Annotated in this window: 15 protein-coding genes and 1 riboswitch; of the genes, 5 read left to right on the top strand and 10 right to left on the bottom strand. The window is 58.1% G+C overall.

Annotated elements, in window-relative coordinates; genetic code table 11:
- Positions 1 to 7: 7 nt before the first annotated feature.
- The 5 genes from rapA to araB all read right to left on the bottom strand — a co-directional run bounded on the left by rapA (position 8) and on the right by araB (position 9,560).
- Entirely contained in the window at positions 8 to 2,914 is a 2,907-nt protein-coding gene (gene rapA / locus ACOTX1_RS09775) for an RNA polymerase-associated protein RapA (protein ID WP_003856411.1), read from the bottom strand.
- 127 nt (positions 2,915 to 3,041) lie between these two features.
- Positions 3,042 to 5,399, bottom strand: coding sequence for a DNA polymerase II (gene polB / locus ACOTX1_RS09770; protein ID WP_023315376.1), 2,358 nt, complete (start codon positions 5,397 to 5,399; stop codon positions 3,042 to 3,044).
- A 156-nt stretch (positions 5,400 to 5,555) separates the two neighbouring features.
- On the bottom strand, positions 5,556 to 6,251 hold the full coding sequence (araD, locus tag ACOTX1_RS09765) for an L-ribulose-5-phosphate 4-epimerase (protein ID WP_015572655.1): 696 nt from the start codon (positions 6,249 to 6,251) through the stop codon (positions 5,556 to 5,558).
- 86 nt (positions 6,252 to 6,337) lie between these two features.
- Positions 6,338 to 7,840 (bottom strand): L-arabinose isomerase, encoded by a 1,503-nt coding sequence (araA, locus tag ACOTX1_RS09760; RefSeq protein WP_003856405.1) that lies wholly within the window; start codon positions 7,838 to 7,840, stop codon positions 6,338 to 6,340.
- A gap of 10 nt (positions 7,841 to 7,850) precedes the next feature.
- Positions 7,851 to 9,560 carry a ribulokinase gene (gene araB, locus ACOTX1_RS09755; protein ID WP_023315377.1) on the bottom strand — a complete coding sequence of 570 codons (1,710 nt, stop codon included), beginning with the start codon at positions 9,558 to 9,560 and terminating at the stop codon, positions 7,851 to 7,853.
- Between the two features lie 337 nt (positions 9,561 to 9,897).
- Between araB and araC the strand changes: the two genes are divergently transcribed.
- Together araC and ACOTX1_RS09745 are read left to right on the top strand one after the other, a co-directional pair.
- The gene (gene araC, locus ACOTX1_RS09750; RefSeq protein WP_003856402.1) at positions 9,898 to 10,743 is read left to right on the top strand and encodes an arabinose operon transcriptional regulator AraC; all 846 of its coding nucleotides are present in this window, start codon (positions 9,898 to 9,900) and stop codon (positions 10,741 to 10,743) included.
- A gap of 118 nt (positions 10,744 to 10,861) precedes the next feature.
- Entirely contained in the window at positions 10,862 to 11,629 is a 768-nt protein-coding gene (locus ACOTX1_RS09745; protein ID WP_017383796.1) for a DedA family protein, read from the top strand.
- Positions 11,630 to 12,106: 477 nt separating this feature from the next.
- On the opposite strand, the gene thiQ is transcribed toward ACOTX1_RS09745, so the two are convergent.
- From thiQ to sgrR, 4 genes are all read right to left on the bottom strand, one after another.
- Positions 12,107 to 12,808 (bottom strand): thiamine ABC transporter ATP-binding protein ThiQ, encoded by a 702-nt coding sequence (gene thiQ, locus ACOTX1_RS09740; RefSeq protein WP_032608486.1) that lies wholly within the window; start codon positions 12,806 to 12,808, stop codon positions 12,107 to 12,109.
- A complete protein-coding gene (gene thiP, locus ACOTX1_RS09735; protein ID WP_023315380.1) occupies positions 12,792 to 14,402 on the bottom strand; it encodes a thiamine/thiamine pyrophosphate ABC transporter permease ThiP in 1,611 nt (536 codons plus the stop codon). Before thiP ends, thiQ begins: the two co-directional genes overlap by 17 nt.
- Positions 14,378 to 15,361 carry a thiamine ABC transporter substrate binding subunit gene (gene thiB / locus ACOTX1_RS09730; protein ID WP_003856391.1) on the bottom strand — a complete coding sequence of 328 codons (984 nt, stop codon included), beginning with the start codon at positions 15,359 to 15,361 and terminating at the stop codon, positions 14,378 to 14,380. The genes thiP and thiB overlap by 25 nt, the downstream gene beginning before the upstream one ends.
- A gap of 31 nt (positions 15,362 to 15,392) precedes the next feature.
- Positions 15,393 to 15,493, bottom strand: a riboswitch (TPP riboswitch).
- A gap of 36 nt (positions 15,494 to 15,529) precedes the next feature.
- Entirely contained in the window at positions 15,530 to 17,185 is a 1,656-nt protein-coding gene (gene sgrR, locus ACOTX1_RS09725; protein WP_023315381.1) for an HTH-type transcriptional regulator SgrR, read from the bottom strand.
- Positions 17,186 to 17,273: 88 nt separating this feature from the next.
- Here sgrR and sgrT point away from each other — a divergent pair, with 88 nt between their 5' ends.
- The 3 genes from sgrT to ACOTX1_RS09710 all read left to right on the top strand — a co-directional run bounded on the left by sgrT (position 17,274) and on the right by ACOTX1_RS09710 (position 19,095).
- On the top strand, positions 17,274 to 17,426 hold the full coding sequence (sgrT, locus tag ACOTX1_RS09720) for a glucose uptake inhibitor SgrT (protein ID WP_003856388.1): 153 nt from the start codon (positions 17,274 to 17,276) through the stop codon (positions 17,424 to 17,426).
- Positions 17,427 to 17,547: 121 nt separating this feature from the next.
- On the top strand, positions 17,548 to 18,726 hold the full coding sequence (locus tag ACOTX1_RS09715; protein ID WP_023315382.1) for a sugar efflux transporter: 1,179 nt from the start codon (positions 17,548 to 17,550) through the stop codon (positions 18,724 to 18,726).
- A gap of 216 nt (positions 18,727 to 18,942) precedes the next feature.
- Positions 18,943 to 19,095 carry a Hok/Gef family protein gene (locus ACOTX1_RS09710; protein WP_010427008.1) on the top strand — a complete coding sequence of 51 codons (153 nt, stop codon included), beginning with the start codon at positions 18,943 to 18,945 and terminating at the stop codon, positions 19,093 to 19,095.
- Positions 19,096 to 19,186: 91 nt separating this feature from the next.
- Here the strand turns inward: ACOTX1_RS09710 and leuD are convergent, their stop codons facing one another.
- Positions 19,187 to 19,792, bottom strand: a complete 606-nt coding sequence (gene leuD / locus ACOTX1_RS09705) for a 3-isopropylmalate dehydratase small subunit (protein WP_023315383.1) — start codon at positions 19,790 to 19,792, stop codon at positions 19,187 to 19,189.
- Positions 19,793 to 19,800: the final 8 nt, after the last annotated feature.

The raw sequence follows: 19,800 nt of genomic DNA, 5'->3' as shown, positions 1-19,800 counted from the left end.
GCTCCGCTTACTGATGCGTCACAACGATAAGACGCAGGGCGTCGAGACGCCACCCCGCCTGATTCAGGCTTTCCAGCACCTGCTGGCGATTGCTCTCAATAGCGGCCAGCTCATCGTCACGAATGTTCGGGTTCACCGCTTTCAACGCTTCCAGGCGCGACAGCTCGGCAGAAAGCTTCTCATCGGCTTCGCTACGCGCCGCATCGATCAGTTCTCTGGCCGCTTTTTCGGCCTGGGCTTCACCCAGTTGCAGAATGGCATGCACGTCCTGCTGCACCGCATTCACCAGCTTGCTGCCGGTATGGCGGTTAACCGCGCTCAGCTGACGGTTGAAGCTTTCAAACTCCACCTGACCGGCCAGGTTCGTACCGTTTTTATCCAGCAGCAGACGCACCGGGGTTGGCGGCAGGAAGCGGTTAAGCTGAAGCTGTTTCGGCGCCTGCGCTTCCACAACGTAGATCAGCTCCACCAGCAGCGTGCCCACAGGTAAGGCTTTGTTCTTCAACAGGGAGATGGTGCTGCTGCCGGTATCGCCTGAGAGGATCAGATCCAGGCCATTGCGGATCAGCGGGTGCTCCCAGGTGATGAACTGTGCATCTTCGCGGGACAGCGCCACATCACGCTCAAAGGTGATGGTGCAGCCGTCTTCCGGCAGGCCCGGGAAATCCGGCACCAGCATATGATCGGACGGGGTCAGCACGATCATGTTCTCGCCGCGATCGTCCTGGTTAATGCCGACGATGTCGAACAGGTTCATGGAGAAGCTAATCAGGCTGGTGTCATCGTCCTGTTCTTCAATACTTTCGGCCAGCTGCTGCGCTTTTTCACCGCCGTTGGAGTGGATCTCCAGCAGGCGATCGCGCCCCTGCTCCAGCTGGGCTTTCAGCGCGTCGTGCTTCTCTCGACAGGATTTGATCAGCTCATCAAAGCCCTCGGTGTTTTCCGGCGCCGCAAGGTAACCGATCAGGTCTGCATGCACCTGATCGTAAATGGTGCGGCCGGTCGGGCAGGTATGTTCAAACGCATCCAGGCCTTCGTGGTACCAGCGAACCAGAACGGACTGGGCGGTTTTCTCCAGATACGGAACGTGGATCTGGATATCGTGCGCCTGACCGATACGATCCAGACGGCCGATACGCTGCTCAAGCAGATCTGGGTTAAACGGCAGATCGAACATCACCAGATTGCTGGCGAACTGGAAGTTACGGCCTTCAGAACCGATTTCGGAGCACAGCAGAACCTGCGCGCCGCTGTCCTCTTCACTAAACCACGCCGCAGCGCGGTCGCGCTCGATAATAGACATGCCTTCATGGAACACGGCGGCGCGAATACCTTCGCGCTCGCGCAGCACTTGTTCAAGTTGCAGGGCGGTGGCTGCCTTGGCGCAGATCACCAGCACCTTCCGGGAACGGTGCGCGGTCAGATAACCCATCAACCACTCCACGCGCGGATCGAAGTTCCACCAGGTGCCAGTGTCGCCTTCAAATTCCTGATAAATCTGCTCCGGATAGAGCATGTCGCGCGCGCGATCTTCCGCAGATTTACGGGTGCCCATAATGCCGGAGACTTTGATCGCCGTCTGGTACTGGGTCGGCAGCGGCAATTTGATGGTGTGCAGTTCGCGTTTCGGGAAGCCTTTTACACCGTTACGGGTGTTACGGAACAGCACGCGGCTGGTGCCGTGGCGGTCCATCAGCATGTCGATCAGCTCTTTACGCGCAGATCCCGCATTATCGCTGTCGCTGTTCGCGGCCTGAAGCAGCGGCTCAATATCCTGCTCGCCGATAAGATCGCTGAGGGTGTTAAGTTCATCATTAGAGAGACGATTACCGGCCAGCAGCAGCGCGACGGCGTCCGCCACCGGACGATAGTTTTTCTGCTCTTCAACAAACTGCTCAAAATCGTGGAAACGGTTCGGATCGAGCAGGCGCAGACGGGCGAAGTGGCTCTCAAGACCCAGCTGCTCCGGGGTGGCGGTCAGAAGCAGAACGCCTGGTACGCGCTCGGCAAGCTGCTCAATCGCCATGTATTCGCGGCTTGGCGCGTCCTCGCTCCAGACGAGGTGGTGTGCTTCGTCGACGACCATCAGATCCCATTCAGCGTCGCACAGATGCTCCAGGCGTTGCTTGCTGCGGCGCACGAAGTCCAGGGAACAAATGACCAACTGTTCGGTTTCAAACGGGTTGTCCGCGTCGTGCTGGGCTTCGGCATAGCGCTCGTCGTCGAACAGGGAGAAGCGCAGGTTAAAGCGGCGCAGCATCTCGACCAGCCACTGGTGTTGCAGCGTTTCCGGCACCACAATCAGCACGCGCTCGGCAGCGCCAGAGAGCAGCTGCTGGTGCAGGATCATGCCTGCTTCGATGGTTTTACCCAGGCCCACTTCGTCAGCCAGCAGCACGCGAGGCGCATGGCGACGGCCCACGTCATGGGCGATATTCAGCTGATGGGGTATAAGGCTGGTACGCTGACCGCGCAGGCCGCTCCACGGCATGCGGTACTGTTCACTCTGGAACTTACGCGCGCGGTAGCGCAGAGAGAAGCGATCCATTCGGTCGATTTGCCCGGCAAACAGACGGTCCTGCGGCTTGCTGAAAACCAGTTTGCTGTCGAGCAGCACTTCACGCAGGATAACATTCGTCTCGTCGGTATCAAGACGCGTACCGATGTAGGCGAGCAGTCCATTCTCTTCTTTTACGTCTTCAACCTTCAGCTGCCAGCCTTCGTGGCTGGTCACGGTGTCGCCCGGATTGAACATTACGCGGGTAACAGGGGAGTCATTGCGAGCGTACAGGCGGTTTTCACCGGTAGCAGGGAAAAGGAGGGTAACCATGCGCGCATCGACGGCAACGACGGTTCCTAATCCAAGTTCGCTTTCTGTATCGCTGATCCAGCGTTGACCAAGTGTAAAAGGCATAGTTGTTCGGCTCTAATCTTTAATTGCAGGCAATAGTTCGACCCCGTCAAAAAAGACGGTCATCGAAAAATGGGTCCGGGAATGGAAAGGGCGCTATGGTACTGGATGGCAACGGTTTCGTCACGCGTCAAAATAGCCCAAGTTGTCCTGTCACTAGTGTAGCAAAGTCGTCATTGATGAACGGTAAAATTCCCTCCGCAACCGGCTGAAGCTGGCGGGTCAGGTAGTGATCGTAATCAAGCGGAGACTGCTGGTAATCAACGGGTTCCGGGCCGTTAGTGGTCCAGACGTATTTGATCGTTCCCCGGTTCTGATACTGCGGCGCACGGCCCCGGCGAACGTTCTCTTCATCCGCCAGCCGCGCGGCGCGTACGTGGGGAGGAACGTTACGTTGATATTCGGCCAGCGGGCGGCGCAGGCGCTTGCGATACACCAGCTGGTCATCCAGTTCACCCGCCATCAGGCTGGCGATGGTGTCGCGCACATAATCCTGATAAGGCTCATTGCGGAACACCCGCAGGTAGAGCGTCTGCTGGAACTGCTGTGCCAGCGGCGTCCAGTCGGTGCGCACTGTCTCCAGCCCTTTAAACACCATCCGCTGCGTGTCACCTTCCTGAATCAGCCCGGCGTAGCGCTTCTTGCTGCCCTGGTCGGTTCCGCGAATGGTCGGCATTAAAAAGCGGGCAAAATGGGTTTCAAACTCCAGCTCTAACGCGCTGGTTAACCGCTCTTTTTGCAAACTTTCGCGCCACCAGTCGTTCACAAAGGCGACCAGATCTTTGCCGATTTGTGCGGCGTCGTCTTCCGAATGGGCGGCTTTCAGCCAGACAAAGGTGGAGTCTGTATCGCCATAAATCACATCATAGCCCCGGGATTCAATCAGCGCTTTGGTCTGGCGCATAATCTCGTGCCCGCGCATGGTGATGGACGACGCCAGACGGGGATCAAAGAAGCGGCAGGCACTGGTACCCAGCACGCCGTAAAAGGCGTTCATAATGATTTTCAGCGCCTGTGAGAGCGGCTTGTTGCCGTGGCGCTTGGCCTCATCGCGGCCGTGCCAGATGTTTCCCACAATTTCGGGCAGGCAGTGTTTTTCCCGCGAGAAGCGTGCTCCAAGAAAACCTTCGGTGCTGTGCGCATCGTCTGGCTGCGCCATCCCCTCCACCAGCCCCACCGGATCAATCAGAAACGTGCGGATAATGGATGGATACAGGCTTTTATAATCCAGCACCAGCACCGAGTCATACAGCCCGGGCCGTGAATCCATCACGTAACCGCCGGGGCTGGCCTGCGGCGGCACGTCGCCGAGGTTAGGGGCGACATAGCCCGCCCGGTGCATCCGCGGGAAATAGAGGTGGCTGAAGGCCGCTACCGAGCCGCCGTGCCTGTCGACCGCAAGGCCGTTCACCGTCGCCCGCTCCAGCAGGAAGGGCATGATCTCGGTTTTGTGGAAGATCTGCGTCACCAGCTCGCAATCTTTCAGGTTATAGGTGGCGAGCGCGGGTTTATCTTCATTAAAGCGCCGGTCGATCTCGTCCATTCGGTCCCAGGGATTGTCGATGGATTTACCTTCGCCGAGCAGTTCCTGGGCGACCGCTTCCAGCGAGAAGGAAGAGAAGTTCCAGAAGGCGGATTTCAGCGCCTCGATGCCGTCGATAATCAGGCGACCATTGGCCTGCGCGAAGAAAACACCGTTCTTAAAACCATGCTCGCGCCACTCCAGCTCGCTGTTTCCGCGCCCCAGCATCAGCGGGATACGGTAACGCTCGGCATGTTTTTGCAGCACGCGCAGGTCAAACTGCACTACGTTCCAGCCGATCAGAACATCCGGATCGTGCTCGGCAAACCACTTGTTAAGCTTCTCCAGCAGTTGCGGGCGGCTGTGGACGTACTCCAGATTAAAATCCAGCGCGGACGCATCGCCGTTTGGCGGCCCGAGCATATAGACAACCCGCTGCCCACAGCCTTCCAGACCAATGCAGTACAGTTCGCCGTGGCGGGTGGTTTCGATATCCAGCGAGACCCACTTGAGCGGGGGGCGATAATTCGGGCTAGGCTTGAGACGCGCGTTAACGATCCTGCCATTTTGCGCGGTGCCATCTACCCAGACGGGGGCGGTGATAAACCGCTCCATCAGAAAGCGTTCAGGCGGGCGAATGTCGGCCTCGTAAAGCGTCACGCCCGCTTCACGGAGCAGTTTTTCATAGCGCATTAACTGGCGATGGGCGCGGCAATAGAGGCCGTAAACCGGCTGGCGGTGGAAATCTTTCAGTTCAAGCGGGGTTATGCGCCAGCCGTTTTCGCCGCGCAGCATTTGTTTCACTTTCTCGACGTGAGCTTCAGGAATAAAGGCCACGGACTCCTGCGGCGGGAGCGTAACGTTTAGCGGGCCGTTGTCCGTTGCCAGCCAGAATTCAACCTCAGTACCCTGAGGGGTATCCCGCCAGTGTCTGGTCAGTAAAAAGCCTTCTTGCGCCTGCGTCACGGCGTTATCCCATAAAACAAAACCAGGCCTGATTATAGCCTGGTTGAGGGGTGTTTGCTGGGGTTTTATACAGTGCCTGTTCAGTCGGATGGCGCTGCGCTTATCCGGCCTACAGGTTCCGCAGTCACGGTAAGCGCAGCGCCACCGGGCAAAGGTTTACTGCCCGTAGTAGGCTTTCGCACCGTGCTTACGCAGGTAATGCTTATCCAGCAAGGTTTGCTGCATATCCGGCAGCTGCGGTGCCAGCTGGCGGCAGAAGATCCCCATATAGGCGACTTCCTCCAGCACGATCGCGTTGTGCACAGCGTCCTCCGCGTTTTTACCCCAGGCAAACGGGCCGTGGGAGTGCACCAGCACGCCGGGCATTTGCGCCGCGTCGATTCCCTGTTTTTCGAAGGTTTCGACGATCACGTTCCCGGTTTCCCATTCGTACTCACCGTTGATCTCCGCATCGGTCATCAGACGCGTGCAGGGAATGGTGCCGTAAAAGTAGTCCGCGTGGGTGGTGCCGGTCGCCGGAATAGGCTGGCCCGCCTGCGCCCAGATGGTCGCGTGACGCGAATGGGTATGCACAATCCCACCGATGGTCGGGAAGGCCTGATACAGCAGGCGGTGAGTGGGCGTATCGGAGGAGGGCTTTTTATTGCCTTCAACCACTTCACCCGTTTCGATGCTGACCACCACCATGTCTTCTGCGGTCATTACCGTGTAATCCACGCCGGAAGGCTTGATCACGAACACCCCTTTTTCCCGGTCAACGGCGCTGACGTTGCCCCAGGTCAGGGTCACCAGGTTATGTTTTGGCAGCGCCAGGTTGGCTTCGAGTACCTGACGTTTGAGATCTTCTAACATTGTCGTCTCCTGCCGGATGGCGCTTCGCTTATCCGGCCTACAGAACCGTAGGCCCGGTAAACGAAGTGCCACCGGGCATTCAGGGCTTAGCGTTTTGAACCGTAATAGACTTCGTTCCAGCGCAGCGCGTCTTTAAAGGCTGGCAGACGGGTATCGTTATCAATCACGGTCAGTTCGATGTCGTGCAGCTCGGCAAACTGACGCATATCGTTCAGGTCAAGCGCGTGGCTGAATACGGTGTGGTGCGCGCCGCCGGCCAGGATCCAGGCTTCCGACGCGGTTGGCAGGTCAGGCTGCGCTTTCCACAAGGCGTTGGCGACCGGCAGTTTCGGCAGAGAATGCGGAGTTTCCACCGCATCGACGCAGTTCACCAGCAGGCGGAAACGGTCGCCGAGGTCGATCAGGCTGGCGTTAATGGCCGGGCCGGTACGGGTGTTGAAGATCAGACGGGCCGGATCCGCTTTGCCGCCAATGCCGAGGTACTGCACGTCGAGGATCGGTTTTTCTTCAACCGCGATGGATGGACACACTTCCAGCATGTGCGAGCCGAGCACCAGATCGTTGCCGTTCTCGAAGTGGTAGGTGTAGTCCTCCATAAAAGAGGTGCCGCCCTGTAGACCGGTTGACATCACCTTCATGATGCGAAGCAGAGCGGCAGTTTTCCAGTCGCCTTCGCCCGCAAAGCCGTAGCCCTGCTGCATCAGACGTTGTACCGCCAGACCCGGGAGCTGTTTCAGACCGTGGAGGTCTTCAAAGGTAGTGGTAAAAGCGTGGAAGCCGCCCTGTTCCAGGAAGCGCTTCATGCCCAGCTCGATGCGCGCCGCGTCCAGCACATTCTGGCGCTTGTCGCCGTTGATTTGTGCCGCAGGCGTCAGGCGGTAGCTGCTTTCGTACTCGTCCACCAGCGCGTTAACGTCGCCATCGCTGATGTCATTCACCACCTGCACCAGGTCGCCCACCGCCCAGGTGTTGACGGAAAAGCCAAATTTAATCTGCGCGGCCACTTTATCACCGTCGGTGACCGCCACTTCGCGCATGTTGTCGCCGAAACGCACCACTTTCAGGTGACGGGTATCCTGCTTAGATACCGCCTGACGCATCCAGGAGCCAATGCGTTTTTGTGCCTGGCCATCCTGCCAGTGGCCGGTCACCACGGCATGCTGTTGACGCATGCGCGCGCCGATGAAGCCGAACTCGCGGCCGCCGTGCGCGGTCTGGTTCAGGTTCATGAAGTCCATGTCGATGCTGTCCCACGGCAGGGAGGCGTTGAACTGCGTGTGGAATTGCAACAGCGGTTTGTTGAGGATAGCCAGGCCGTTGATCCACATTTTGGCTGGTGAGAAGGTGTGCAGCCACACCACCAGGCCAGCGCATTTGTCATCGTAATTGGCATCGCGGCAAATGTTGGTGATTTCGTCCGGGGTAGTCCCCAGCGGCTTCAGCACCAGTTTGCACGGCAGTTTGGCTTCCGCGTTCAGCGCATTCACAACGTGCTCCGCGTGTTTCGTCACCTGCTGCAACGCTTCCGGTCCGTACAAATGCTGGCTGCCAATCACAAACCACACTTCATAATTATTAAAAATGGTCATTATCGTGTCCTTAATGTGTCAGGGTTGCCGTAGTGTCCGCGGTGCTTTTGGCCGGGGCGGCGACAGGGAGATAGTGAAGTTCGGCGCTTTTTGCCCATTGCTGGTAGCGCTGATAAAGCTGTTCAAAGCGTTGTGCCTGCTGAGTCTGCGGATGGAGCGTATTTTCGACGGCGCTCGCCATATGCTGTTGCGCGGTCGGGATATCCGCATGGACGCCTGCGGCCACGGCAGCGAAAATCGCGGCACCCAGCGCACAGCACTGATCGGAGGCCACAATTTGCAGCGGCCGGTTCAGCACGTCGCAGCAGGCCTGCATAATCACCGGATTTTTACGGGCGATGCCGCCCAGCGCCATCACGTTGTTCACGTCAATGCCCTGGTCGATGAAGCACTCCATGATGGCGCGCGCGCCGAACGCGGTGGCGGCGATCAGGCCGCCAAACAGCGCGGGCGCGTCGGTCGCGAGGTTGAGATCGGTAATCACTCCTTTCAGACGCTGGTTGGCAAACGGCGTACGACGGCCGTTGAACCAGTCCAGCACCACCGGCAGGTGGTCGAGAGACGGATTTTTTGCCCAGGCGTCGGTGAGCTGCGGCAGGAGCTGTTTTTTGCTCGCCGTAATCTGCGTTTTCAGCTCAGGATGCGCGGCAGCCAGCTGATCCAGCGGCCAGCCGAGCACGCGGCCAAACCAGGCATAGATATCACCGAAGGCGGACTGGCCCGCTTCAAGGCCGATAAAATCAGGCACCACGCTGCCGTCAACCTGGCCGCAGATGCCTTTCACCGCGCGGTCGCCGACGCTGGCTTTATCTGCCGTCAGAATGTCACAGGTGGAGGTGCCGATAACTTTCACCAGCGTGTTGGGCTGCGCACCCGCGCCCACGGCCCCCATATGGCAGTCGAACGCGCCGCCGGAAATGGTCACGTTTTGCGGCAGACCGAGGCGTTTCGCCCACTCTTCGCAGAGCGTGCCGACCGGAATATCGGCGGTGAAGGTGTCGGTGAACAGCGGGTATGTCAGGTTTTTGTTGATGATCGGGTCGAGTTCATCGAAGAACGCTGCCGGAGGCAGACCACCCCAGCTGTCATGCCACAGCGATTTATGCCCGGCGCTGCAACGGCCGCGGCGAATATCCTGCGGACGCGTGGTGCCGGAGAGCAGGGCGGGAACCCAGTCGCACAGCTCAATCCATGACGCCGCTGCCTGTGCGACCGACGCGTCCGCGCGGGTAACGTGCAGGATCTTGGCCCAGAACCACTCGCTGGAGTAAATCCCGCCGATGTAGCGGGAGTAGTCAGTTTTGCCCGGCTGATGGCATAAGCGGGTGATGGCTTCCGCCTCTTCCACGGCGGTATGGTCTTTCCACAGCACAAACATGGCGTTCGGGTTGTCGGCAAACTCCGGTCGCAGCGCCAGTACGCGGCCTTCGGCATCGACAGGGGCAGGCGTTGAGCCGGTGCTGTCGACGCCAATCCCCACGACATCGGCCCGCTGGGCGTCGGTCAACTCCGCCAGAACGGTTTTGATCGCCGCTTCCATCGACTCGATGTAGTCCCGCGGGTGGTGACGGAACTGGTTGTTTGGCGCATCGCAGTAGCGCCCCTCTTGCCAGCGCGGATACCACTCAACGCTGGTTGCTATCTCCTGGCCAGTCGTACAGTCCACTGCCAGCGCGCGAACTGAGTCGCTGCCAAAATCGAGGCCAATTGCAATTGCCATGGTGTTGCTCCATCCAAAAAACAGGTATGGAAGAACATTAGAGACTAGGGACAAAAATCGTCAGGCAGGATCCGCTAATCTTATGGACTAAATTGCTGTAGCCACGCAAAGTGTGACGCCGTGCAAATATTCTATGTGGACATTTCTGCCGCACTTATAGACACTTTTGTTACTGCTTATCCGCCCGTGCTGGCGGAGAAATCAGGGGGAAAGGCTGAAACATGGCGGACGTAAAAGAGGCGTGATGCTTTTTGGATCTTTTCGCGGGCCATTTTTATACTGCTTTTATCGATATGGACAATTGGTTTCCTTCAGGACCCTTGGGAGAACTGAATCTATGGCCGAACCGCAAAACGATCCCTTACTGCCGGGCTACTCATTTAACGCCCATCTGGTGGCGGGACTGACGCCAATTGAGGCCGAGGGATATCTCGATTTTTACGTCGATCGCCCTCTTGGCATGAAGGGATATATCCTGAACCTGACCGTACGCGGAGAAGGAGTCGTCAAAAATGGGGATCAACAGTTTATCTGCCGCCCCGGTGATATGCTGCTGTTCCCGCCGGGGGAGATCCATCACTACGGGCGCCACCCGGATGCCAAAGAGTGGTATCACCAGTGGGTCTATTTCCGTCCGCGCGCCTACTGGCAGGAGTGGCTCTCGTGGCCGGCCATTTTCGCCCATACCGGTTTATATCGCCCGGATGAGGCGCATCTGGCGCAGTTCCGTGAGCTGTTCGCACAGATTATTGAGGCAGGGCAGGCGGGCGGGCGCTACGCCGAACTGCTGGCCATCAACCTGCTTGAACAGGTGCTGCTGCGCCGCATGGAGGCCATCAACGAGTCGCTTAATCCGCCGCTGGACAACCGCGTCCGCGACGCCTGCCAGTACATCAGCGACCACCTTGCCGACAGCCAGTTTGATATTGCCAGCGTCGCCCAGCATGTGTGCCTGTCGCCGTCACGGCTGTCGCATCTGTTCCGCCAGCAGCTTGGCGTGAGCGTACTCAGCTGGCGCGAGGATCAGCGCATCAGCCAGGCGAAACTGCTGCTCAGCACCACCCGAATGCCTATCGCCACCGTCGGGCGTAACGTCGGCTTTGAAGATCAGCTCTATTTCTCTCGCGTGTTTAAGAAGTGCACCGGTGCCAGCCCGAGCGAATTCCGTGCGGGATGTGAATAATCGGTAAACATTCAGGTGAACTTCAGGCGCATCTTGTAAACTATTCAGACAATTGATGCCTTGACGCGGTGCAGGGCGCTAAGCAGAATCGCTGATTCGTTTTCTGACCGGAATAGTTATGCAGGCATTGCTGGAACATTTTATTACCCAGTCCGTTATGTATTCGCTCATCGCCGTGGCGCTGGTGGCGTTTCTGGAGTCGCTGGCGCTGGTCGGGCTGATCCTGCCCGGCACCGTGATGATGGCGGGGCTTGGGGCGCTTATCGGCAGCGGCGAGGTCAATTTCTGGCAGGCGTGGATGGCCGGTATTATCGGCTGTTTGCTGGGGGACTGGATCTCCTTCTGGCTGGGCTGGCGCTTTAAGAAGCCGCTGCACCGCTGGTCGTTCATGAAAAAAAACAAAGCGCTGCTGGATAAAACCGAGCATGCGCTGCACCAGCACAGCATGTTCACCATCCTCGTGGGGCGCTTCGTTGGCCCAACGCGTCCGCTGGTGCCGATGGTGGCCGGGATGCTGGATCTGCCCGTCGCGAAGTTTGTGGTGCCGAATATCATCGGCTGCGTCTTCTGGCCGCCGTTCTACTTCCTGCCGGGTATCCTGGCGGGCGCGGCGATTGATATTCCTGACGGTATGCAAAGCGGAGAGTTTAAATGGCTGCTGCTGGGCACGGCGGTGCTGCTGTGGCTGGCGGTCTGGCTCTGCTGGCGCCTGTGGCGCAGCGCGAAAGCCAGTGTTGATCGTCTGACGCGCTATCTTCCGCGCACTCGCCTGCTCTGGCTGGCCCCGCTGACGCTCGGCGTGGCAGTGGTCGCGCTGGTCGCGCTGATTCGTCACCCGCTGATGCCGGTGTACGGTGAGATCCTGTTAAAGGTGGTGAGCCGTTAAGGTGTTTTCCCTCTCCCTGTGGGCTGAGGGTTCCCCACAAAATAATGCCTGCACAGACGGCCCCCTCTCCCTTGAGGGAGAGGGCTGGGGTGAGGGGGAACATACGGCTCTGGTGGTCATTCCGTTCACTATATGTTCCTTGCTACTCTGTCACGACATGGCCGGTGAACGTGCCAGGGTGGCTCAGTCGCCACCACCCTGGCGACCCGGGCTCCCGGCGGAAAATCGCCGCTTCGCGGTACCTTCGGCTTATTCCTTCAGGCTATCGGGTCGGGCAGGAGCCTGCATCCATGCAGGCCACGCCCTCTCGGCGCATCCCTGCGCCTCGCCCCGGCCTACAGGAAACGCCTCAGCGATTTACAGCCGGACCAGGGCATCGCTGAAAGCCCTCAGTTATTCTGAAGGCAACGTTATCGCTTTTGCTTTCAAATTACTGGGGATCCCTCTCCCCTGTGGGAGAGGGCAAGGGTGAGGGCATCAGACCTCACGAATACCTAAAAGTGAAGATGCCCCCGCCTTACCACTCAGAAGTTCTTCTGTTTCCCCATCCCACAAAATACGTCCCTCCGCGATCACCACCGATCGCGGCGCGATGCGTGCGGCATCTTCGATGCTATGCGAAACCATCAGCATCGTCAGTTGTTCGCGCTCGCAAACCTCCTCAACCAGCGAGAGCATTTCCTGACGCAGAGCGGGGTCGAGCGCCGAAAAGGGTTCATCGAGCAGCAGCAGCGGCTGCTTGCGCACCAGGCAGCGCGCCAGCGCCACGCGCTGGCGCTGGCCGCCGGAAAGCTCACCCGGTAGTCTGTTGATAAACGCAGCCAGGCCCATTTGTTCGGCGATCGCCTCCAGCGTCTGACGCTGCGCAACATTGAGCTTCAACCCCGGATCCATACCCAGCGCGATGTTCTGCCACACCGTAAGATGATTGAACAGATTGTTTTCCTGGAACAGCATCGACACCGGGCGCTTAGCCGGCGGAGCGTAGGTATACTCGCCATTATCAATGACGATCGACCCGCTGGCAGGCTGTAAAAAACCGGCAATCAGATTGAGCAGGGTACTTTTTCCGGCCCCGCTGGGGCCAAGCACTGCGATTCGCTCTCCCTGACGAACGGAGAGGGTAAAACGCATTGGCAGGTGCTCATAAAGCCAGGTTACATCAGTCAGTTTTAACATCACGCCCCGGAAGTTTTTCGATAACGGTAAATAACGCAAAGCACAGCAGCAACAGGAGTAGCGCCGTGACGGCGCCGTCCTGGCTACGATAGGAGCCAATTTGCTGATAAAGCCAGAACGGCAGCGTGCGGAAATCCTCGTTGCCGAAGAGGGCCACAACGCCAAAATCGCCAATCGACAGCACGCAGGCAAACGCCAGCGCCTGGGCCAGCGGACGCTTTAGCGCGCGCAGTTCGACCACCTTCAGACGCTGCCAGCCCTGCATGCCCAGCGACTGACACAGCAAACTGTAGCGGCTATTGACGTCGCGCATCGGGTTTTCCAGCACCTTGAGCGCGTAAGGGATGGCCATCAATGCGTTGGTAAAAATGACGATGCCGTCGGCGCTTTCCGGCAGGCCGATGGTGCTGTTGAACAGTAAAAAGAATCCGGTCGCCAGCACAATGCCCGGCATCGCCAGGATCAGCATACCCGTCAGTTCCAGCGCTTGTCCGGCTTTACGGGCATGACGCGCGTACAGTTCGCGGCTGCTCCAGAGCAGCATCATGGTCAGGATCACGCACAGTAGCCCGGCAGCCAGCGCGATGCGCAATGAGGTCCACGTTGCTTGCCACAGGACAGGCTGTTGCAGTACCGACAACACATTGCGATTCAGGCCATCAACGATAACGGCCAGCAGCGGGGGCAGCAGAAGCAGGAGTGCCAATGCGATTAGCATAAAATCCGCGACGCGGCTGTGCAGGCTGTCCTGCGGATCGCGCCAGCCTGTCAGGTTATTGCTACCTGTGGGGATCGCTTTACTTAGCCGCTGGCTGAGTAACACCAGCGCCAGGCAGCAGACCATCTGCACGATCGCTAGCAGCGCGGCGCGGCCCGGATCGTAGTCGTAACTTAAGGCCTGATAGATCGCCAGCTCAATGGTGGTGGCCTGCGGCCCGCCGCCGAGAGAAAGTACGGTCGCGAAGCTGGCGAAGCAGAGCATAAAGATTAGCGCGGCAACCGGAGCAATCTGGCGTCGCAGCCACGGCCATTCGACAAAGCGGAAGAACGACCAGCCGCGCATGCCAAGCTGGGCGGCAATCTGACGCTGCTCACCGGGAATGTTTTCCAGCGCCTGTAAAAAGAGGCGCGTCGCCATCGGCATATTGAAAAAAATATGCGCCAGCAGAATGCCTTTCAGGCCGTAAGGGGAGAAGGTCCATTCCAGACCAAGCAGGTTGAAGAGGGATGCCAGCCAGCCCTGCCGACCATAGACGCTCAGAATGCCGAACACCGCCACCAGCACGGGCAGGATCAGCGTCATCGCGCACAGCCGCAGCAGGGCAAGCCTGCCGGAGAAACGTCTGCGATAGAGGGCGCGTGCAAGGAAAATGGCCGGGATCGCCGACAGCAGCGCGGAGAGAAACGCCTGCCAGAAGGAGAAGCGGATGACGTGCCAGAGATAGCTGTCGTGCCAGAGGGCGAGCAGATCGCTCTCTGGCGCGTTAAACCACAGCGCAAGGAATGCACCCAGGCTGACGACGACCATCAGTACGGCGGCGAGCAGCCCGGGAACTAACCAGCCGGGGATCAGCGGCTGACGGCGCGTTGCCATTCACTAATCCATGCGGCGCGCTGGGCGGCAACCTGCTGCGGCGTAAATTCCAGTGAGGTTTGCGGCTTGTTTAGCTGCTCAAAGCCTGCCGGCAGCGCAACGTCAGTGACCGGGTACATCCAGTTGCCGGTCGGAATAGCGTTCTGAAATGCCGGGGAGATCATAAATTTCAGGAATTTTTCGGCAAGCTCCGGCTGTTTGCTCGCGGCGGTGCGGGCGGCCACTTCCACCTGCAAATAATGCCCTTCAGCAAAGTTCGCGGCGGCGTAGTTGTCTTTCTTCTCGGCGATAATGTGGTAGGCCGGAGAGGTAGTGTAGCTCAGCACCAGGTCGCTTTCGCCTTTCAGGAACAGGCCATAGGCTTCGCTCCAGCCTTTGGTGACGGTAACGGTTTTCGCGGCCAGCTTCTGCCACGCTTCCGGCGTTTTATCCCCGTAAACTTTTTGCATCCACAGCAGCAGCCCCAGACCCGGCGTGCTGGTACGCGGATCTTCGTAAATCACGCGCCATTTCTGGTCACTTTCGACCAGCTCTTTCAGGCTTTTGGGCGGATTCTTCAGCTTGTTTTTATCGTAGACAAACGCAAAGTAACCGTAATCAAAGGGAACGAAGGTGTCGTTTTTCCAGCCGCCCGGTACGTTAACGGCATCTGCCGCCACGCCGCTTTTGGCGAACAGTCTGGTTTGGGTGGCGGCTTCCAGCAGGTTGTTATCCAGCCCGAGCACCACGTCGGCTTTGCTGTTTTTGCCTTCCATGCGCAGCCGGTTAAGCAGCGAGACGCCATCTTCCAGCGCCACGAATTTCAGCTCGCAGTTGCAGTCCGCTTCAAAGGCTTTTTTTACCACCGGGCCAGGGCCCCAGTCGGCGGAGAAGGAGTCGTAGGTGTAGACCGTCAGAACAGGCTTAGCAAAAACAGGCAGCGCAAACAGCGCCAGCAGAGGAAGAACGTTTTTTAACACTTTGCACCTCAGGGTTGAGTGGCAAAGGATTTTGAGAGACAGCCTCAAATCCCTTCGCCGGCGTTATCCGGATCAGGTTCGACGGGTATTATCTCAGCGCACATCAGTGATGCAGCACCCCGTTGAGAACGGCGCTATTGTAATGATTTGGTGAATATTACGAAAGCGTTATGGCTCCGGCGGCGCAAACCAGGCGGATTTAAAATCAAACCAGCCCAGGGTGTTCATCCGCAGGCCGCGCATGCTGCGCTGGCCCTGGATCAGCAGCCAGTGGTGAATCAACGGTACGATCGTCTGCCCGGCCAGTAATTCCTGACACCAGGCGGCCAGATCCATTTCTCCTGCCCGCCACCGTGCGGCGTCCTGCTGCCAGTCCCGGTTGATACAGTGCTGAATCAGGGGCACTTCGTACAGGTGAGAAAAGAGCGAGAAATCAAGCGGCAGCGTAAAGTTTGCGCTGTTGAGCCAGATATCGCTGATGACGTCTCCGCGATGCCACTCATCATAATCGACTTCCTGTATCGCCAGCGTCACGTCTTCGGCTGCCAGCAGCGTACTCATGATCCTTGCTATAAACCTGTGCTCAATGTGATCGCGATAGTAGCTGAGGGTAATGGTCTCCAGTCCGGCAGGTTTTTCACTGCGCACTGGCTGCGCATGGTGCCAGCGCGGAAGCAGGCCATAGGCCGGGAACCACCAGGTCTGGTATTGCTCCTCTGCGTGATAAATCAGGTTAGCAGGGGCAAGAATATGGCTGATCCACTTGCGTACGTCGTGGTTTGTCCCGCGATGGCTGCGGCTATCAAAGAGCAGGTAGTAGCAGCCCTCCTCCAGGCGGCTTTCGAACGCCTTTTCACCGGCTGTTGGCCCTTCCAGGGTCAGGCCTGCGCTCAGCTCTTCGTTGAGATCCGGTAACACCCAGACGTTCACTTCGTCGATCAACGCCCTGTAGCCAAAGTAATCATCAAAGGCGCGGATCTTCAGCTGATTACTGTTGTTTCGTGTAACGGAGTAGGGGCCCGTACCAATCGGCTGGCTGGAAAAATTGTTCAGGGAGCGCCACTCGGCAGGCAGGATCATTGAGGGGACGTAGCCCAGAAGCCACGGAAGCCATTTGTCCGGCTGCGATAGCTCAATATCCAGCGTCCAGGCCGTTGGGGAGTGGATCCGCGCGATATGCGAATAGAGCGGCAGCGTGCGGGCGCGCTCTAAGGAATCGATAACGTCGCGCATCTCCAGCTCGCGTCCATGGTGGAAATGAATGCCGGGGCGTAAGAAAAAGCGCCAGTGGCGCGGGGAAAGCTGTTGCCAGTGGTGCGCGATATCCGCCTCCAGTTCCCCGTTTTCCTCATTTATTCGCGTCAGGCCGCTGAAGATTTGTCGGGCCATGTGGGTTTCAGAACGCCGTAACGCCGTGCCGGGCAACAGATTTTTCATCGGACGGTAGTAGAGCACCCGCAGAATGTGGCGTCCCTGACGAAAGCTGCGTCCCAGATGCGAGACCAGCATCTGGCGCACGGCGGCTTTGTCGCCCACCAGCTGGACCAGCTGATCGATGCGGTCCTGCTCCAGCAGATCCTCCGCCCGCTGTTGCTGTAGCGCCAGGCCGGTATAAAGGAAAGTCAGGCGCGAGCGCTTGCCGCGTCCGGCTTCAGCCTCCCAGTTTAGCCAGCCCTGCTGCTGCATGGTGTTGAGGAGGGTACGCATATGACGCCGGGAGCAGTTGAGGAGTTCAGCCAGCTCGTTCAGCGTGGTCTCCTGCGATTGCCCCTCGCAGCACTGCCAGAGGCGGATAAATTGTTGTTGCAGACGACCAGAAGGCATAAAAGGGGAACTCCTGACAAAAAATCAGCAATTTATTAATCCCTATATTAAGCCAATAATCCTTATCGATGAAGCGAGGAGGTAAATTATGAAGAGGTCTACCGCACGTCAGTTTTATCAGCACTATTTTTCAGCGACAAAGGGAGTGTCCTGGCTGGCCCGCCAGTGCGCAGAGCAGCGGCTGAGAATACTGGAAGATCTGATGCAGTGGGACGTTACGAAACCGACCTCTTCTCGCTAACTCGCCTCGATCATGTGTGACTGAGTATTGGTGCTAATCACCCGCCAGCAAAATGTTTTTTGCTGGCTTTTTTCGTTTACTATTTCACCCAATTTCGATTCGCTTTCATAAGGACTTGCGCATGCTCTGGTTGATGACGATGGGGCGACGCCTGAATGGCGTGTACGCCGCTTTTATGCTGGTGGCCTTCATGATGGGCGTAGCCGGCGCGCTACAGGCGCCGACGCTGAGCCTGTTTCTCAGCCGCGAGGTGGGGGCGCAGCCGTTTTGGGTGGGCCTGTTCTACACCGTCAACGCCATTGCCGGGATCCTCGTCAGCCTGTGGCTGGCGAAACGATCCGACAGCCAGGGCGATCGCCGCAAGCTGATCCTCTTTTGTTGCGCAATGGCCGTGGGCAACGCGCTGCTGTTTGCCTTCAACCGCCATTACCTGACGCTCATTACCTGCGGCGTGCTGCTGGCCTCTCTGGCGAACACCGCCATGCCGCAGCTCTTCGCCCTGGCACGGGAGTACGCCGACAACTCGGCGAGGGAAGTGGTGATGTTCAGCTCGGTGATGCGTGCGCAGCTCTCTCTCGCGTGGGTCATCGGTCCCCCGCTGGCGTTCATGCTGGCGCTGAACTACGGCTTCACCACCATGTTTTCCATCGCGGCGGGGATTTTTGTCATCAGCCTGGCGCTGATAGCCTTTGCGCTGCCATCGGTGGCGCGCGTAGAGCAGGTGACGGACAAGCCCATCACGCAGGTGAGCGGCTGGCAGGATAAAAACGTCCGCATGTTGTTTATCGCCTCCACGCTGATGTGGACCTGTAACACCATGTACATCATCGATATGCCGCTGTGGATCAGCAGCGATTTGGGACTGCCCGACAAGCTCGCGGGTATTCTGATGGGCACCGCTGCCGGGCTGGAGATCCCGGCGATGATTCTGGCGGGTTACTACGTGAAACGTTTCGGAAAGCGTCGGATGATGGTCGTCGCCGTGGCGGCTGGGGTGGTGTTCTACGCGGGGCTGATCCTGTTCCATTCGCGTGAAGCTTTGCTGACGTTACAGCTGTTTAACGCGGTATTTATCGGCATCGTTGCCGGGATCGGCATGCTCTGGTTCCAGGATTTAATGCCGGGGCGCGCAGGCTCCGCGACCACGCTGTTTACCAACAGTATCTCTACCGGCGTGATTCTGGCAGGGGTGATTCAGGGGGGACTGTCGCAAAGCTATGGACATGCATCCGTGTACTGGGTGATCGCAGCGATTTCGCTTGTCACGCTGATGCTGACGTGCCGGGTAAAAGACGTTTGATTCTGGAAGGCGGCTTCACGAAATGAAACGACTTTCTGACAGGCGCAGAGAAGGCGCATAGAGTGCGTGACGGGTGCTTGAGGCTGTTTGCCTCAGGCTTTCGCAAGAGGCAAACAGTGGAGAGTCCCACATCAAAAAACTGATGGGGAGATTAACTTCACAACCCACATTGCGAGGTTAGTCTCTTCATTGCCGAAAAGCAATAAGGAGGCTGGAATGCCAAAACGTACTCTGCTGTTAGGTTTGTTTCTGATCTGTACGACGCTGTTGATCTTCACCTGGATGGTGCGCGACTCGCTGTGTGAGCTGCACTTCAGACAGGAGAAAACAGAGCTGGCAGCAGTGTTGGCTTACGAAGCAAAACGTTAGCGGTATTGGCGGGGGTTTTTCCCCGCCTCTCCAGAGTGGTTGAGCCTCAACGCACCCTTATCAATGGCCCGCGCCCTGCGGGCCATTGCCTTTAACCCATAAACGCAGGCTGTTTTTTCTCGTAGGCGGCTATAGCCTCTTCGTGTTGCAGCGTCAGGCCAATGCTGTCCAGACCGTTCAGCATGCAGTGGCGACGGAACGCATCAATGCTGAAGCTGTAGGTCTTGTCACCGGCCTTCACCACTTCCGCTTCCAGATCCACTTCAAACGAAATCCCCGGATTTGCCTGCACCAGCGCAAACAGTTCATCGACCTGTTCGTCACTCAGCGTCACCGGCAGCAGCTGGTTGTTAAAGCTGTTGCCGTAGAAGATATCCGCGAAGCTTGGGGCGATAACCACCTTAAAGCCGTAGTCGGTCAATGCCCATGGCGCATGTTCACGCGACGATCCACAGCCAAAGTTTTCCCGCGCCAGCAAAATGGAGGCGCCTTTGTATTCCGGAAAGTTCAGGACGAATTCCGGGTTTGGCACTTCGCCTTTATCGTCGAGGAAGCGCCAGTCGTTGAACAGATGCGCACCAAAACCCGTGCGCGTCACTTTCTGCAAAAACTGCTTAGGAATGATAGCGTCAGTATCGACGTTAGCGGCATCCAGCGGGACAACACGGCCCGTATGTTGGGTAAATTTCTCTGCCATGATTGTCT

This window comes from Enterobacter cloacae complex sp. IR5401, from assembly GCF_049238425.1.
In the GTDB taxonomy this organism is placed as follows: Bacteria; Pseudomonadota; Gammaproteobacteria; order Enterobacterales; family Enterobacteriaceae; genus Enterobacter; species Enterobacter hormaechei_C.
Note: the sequence above shows the minus strand (reverse complement) of the source record. Positions and strands in the feature narration are given on the sequence as shown.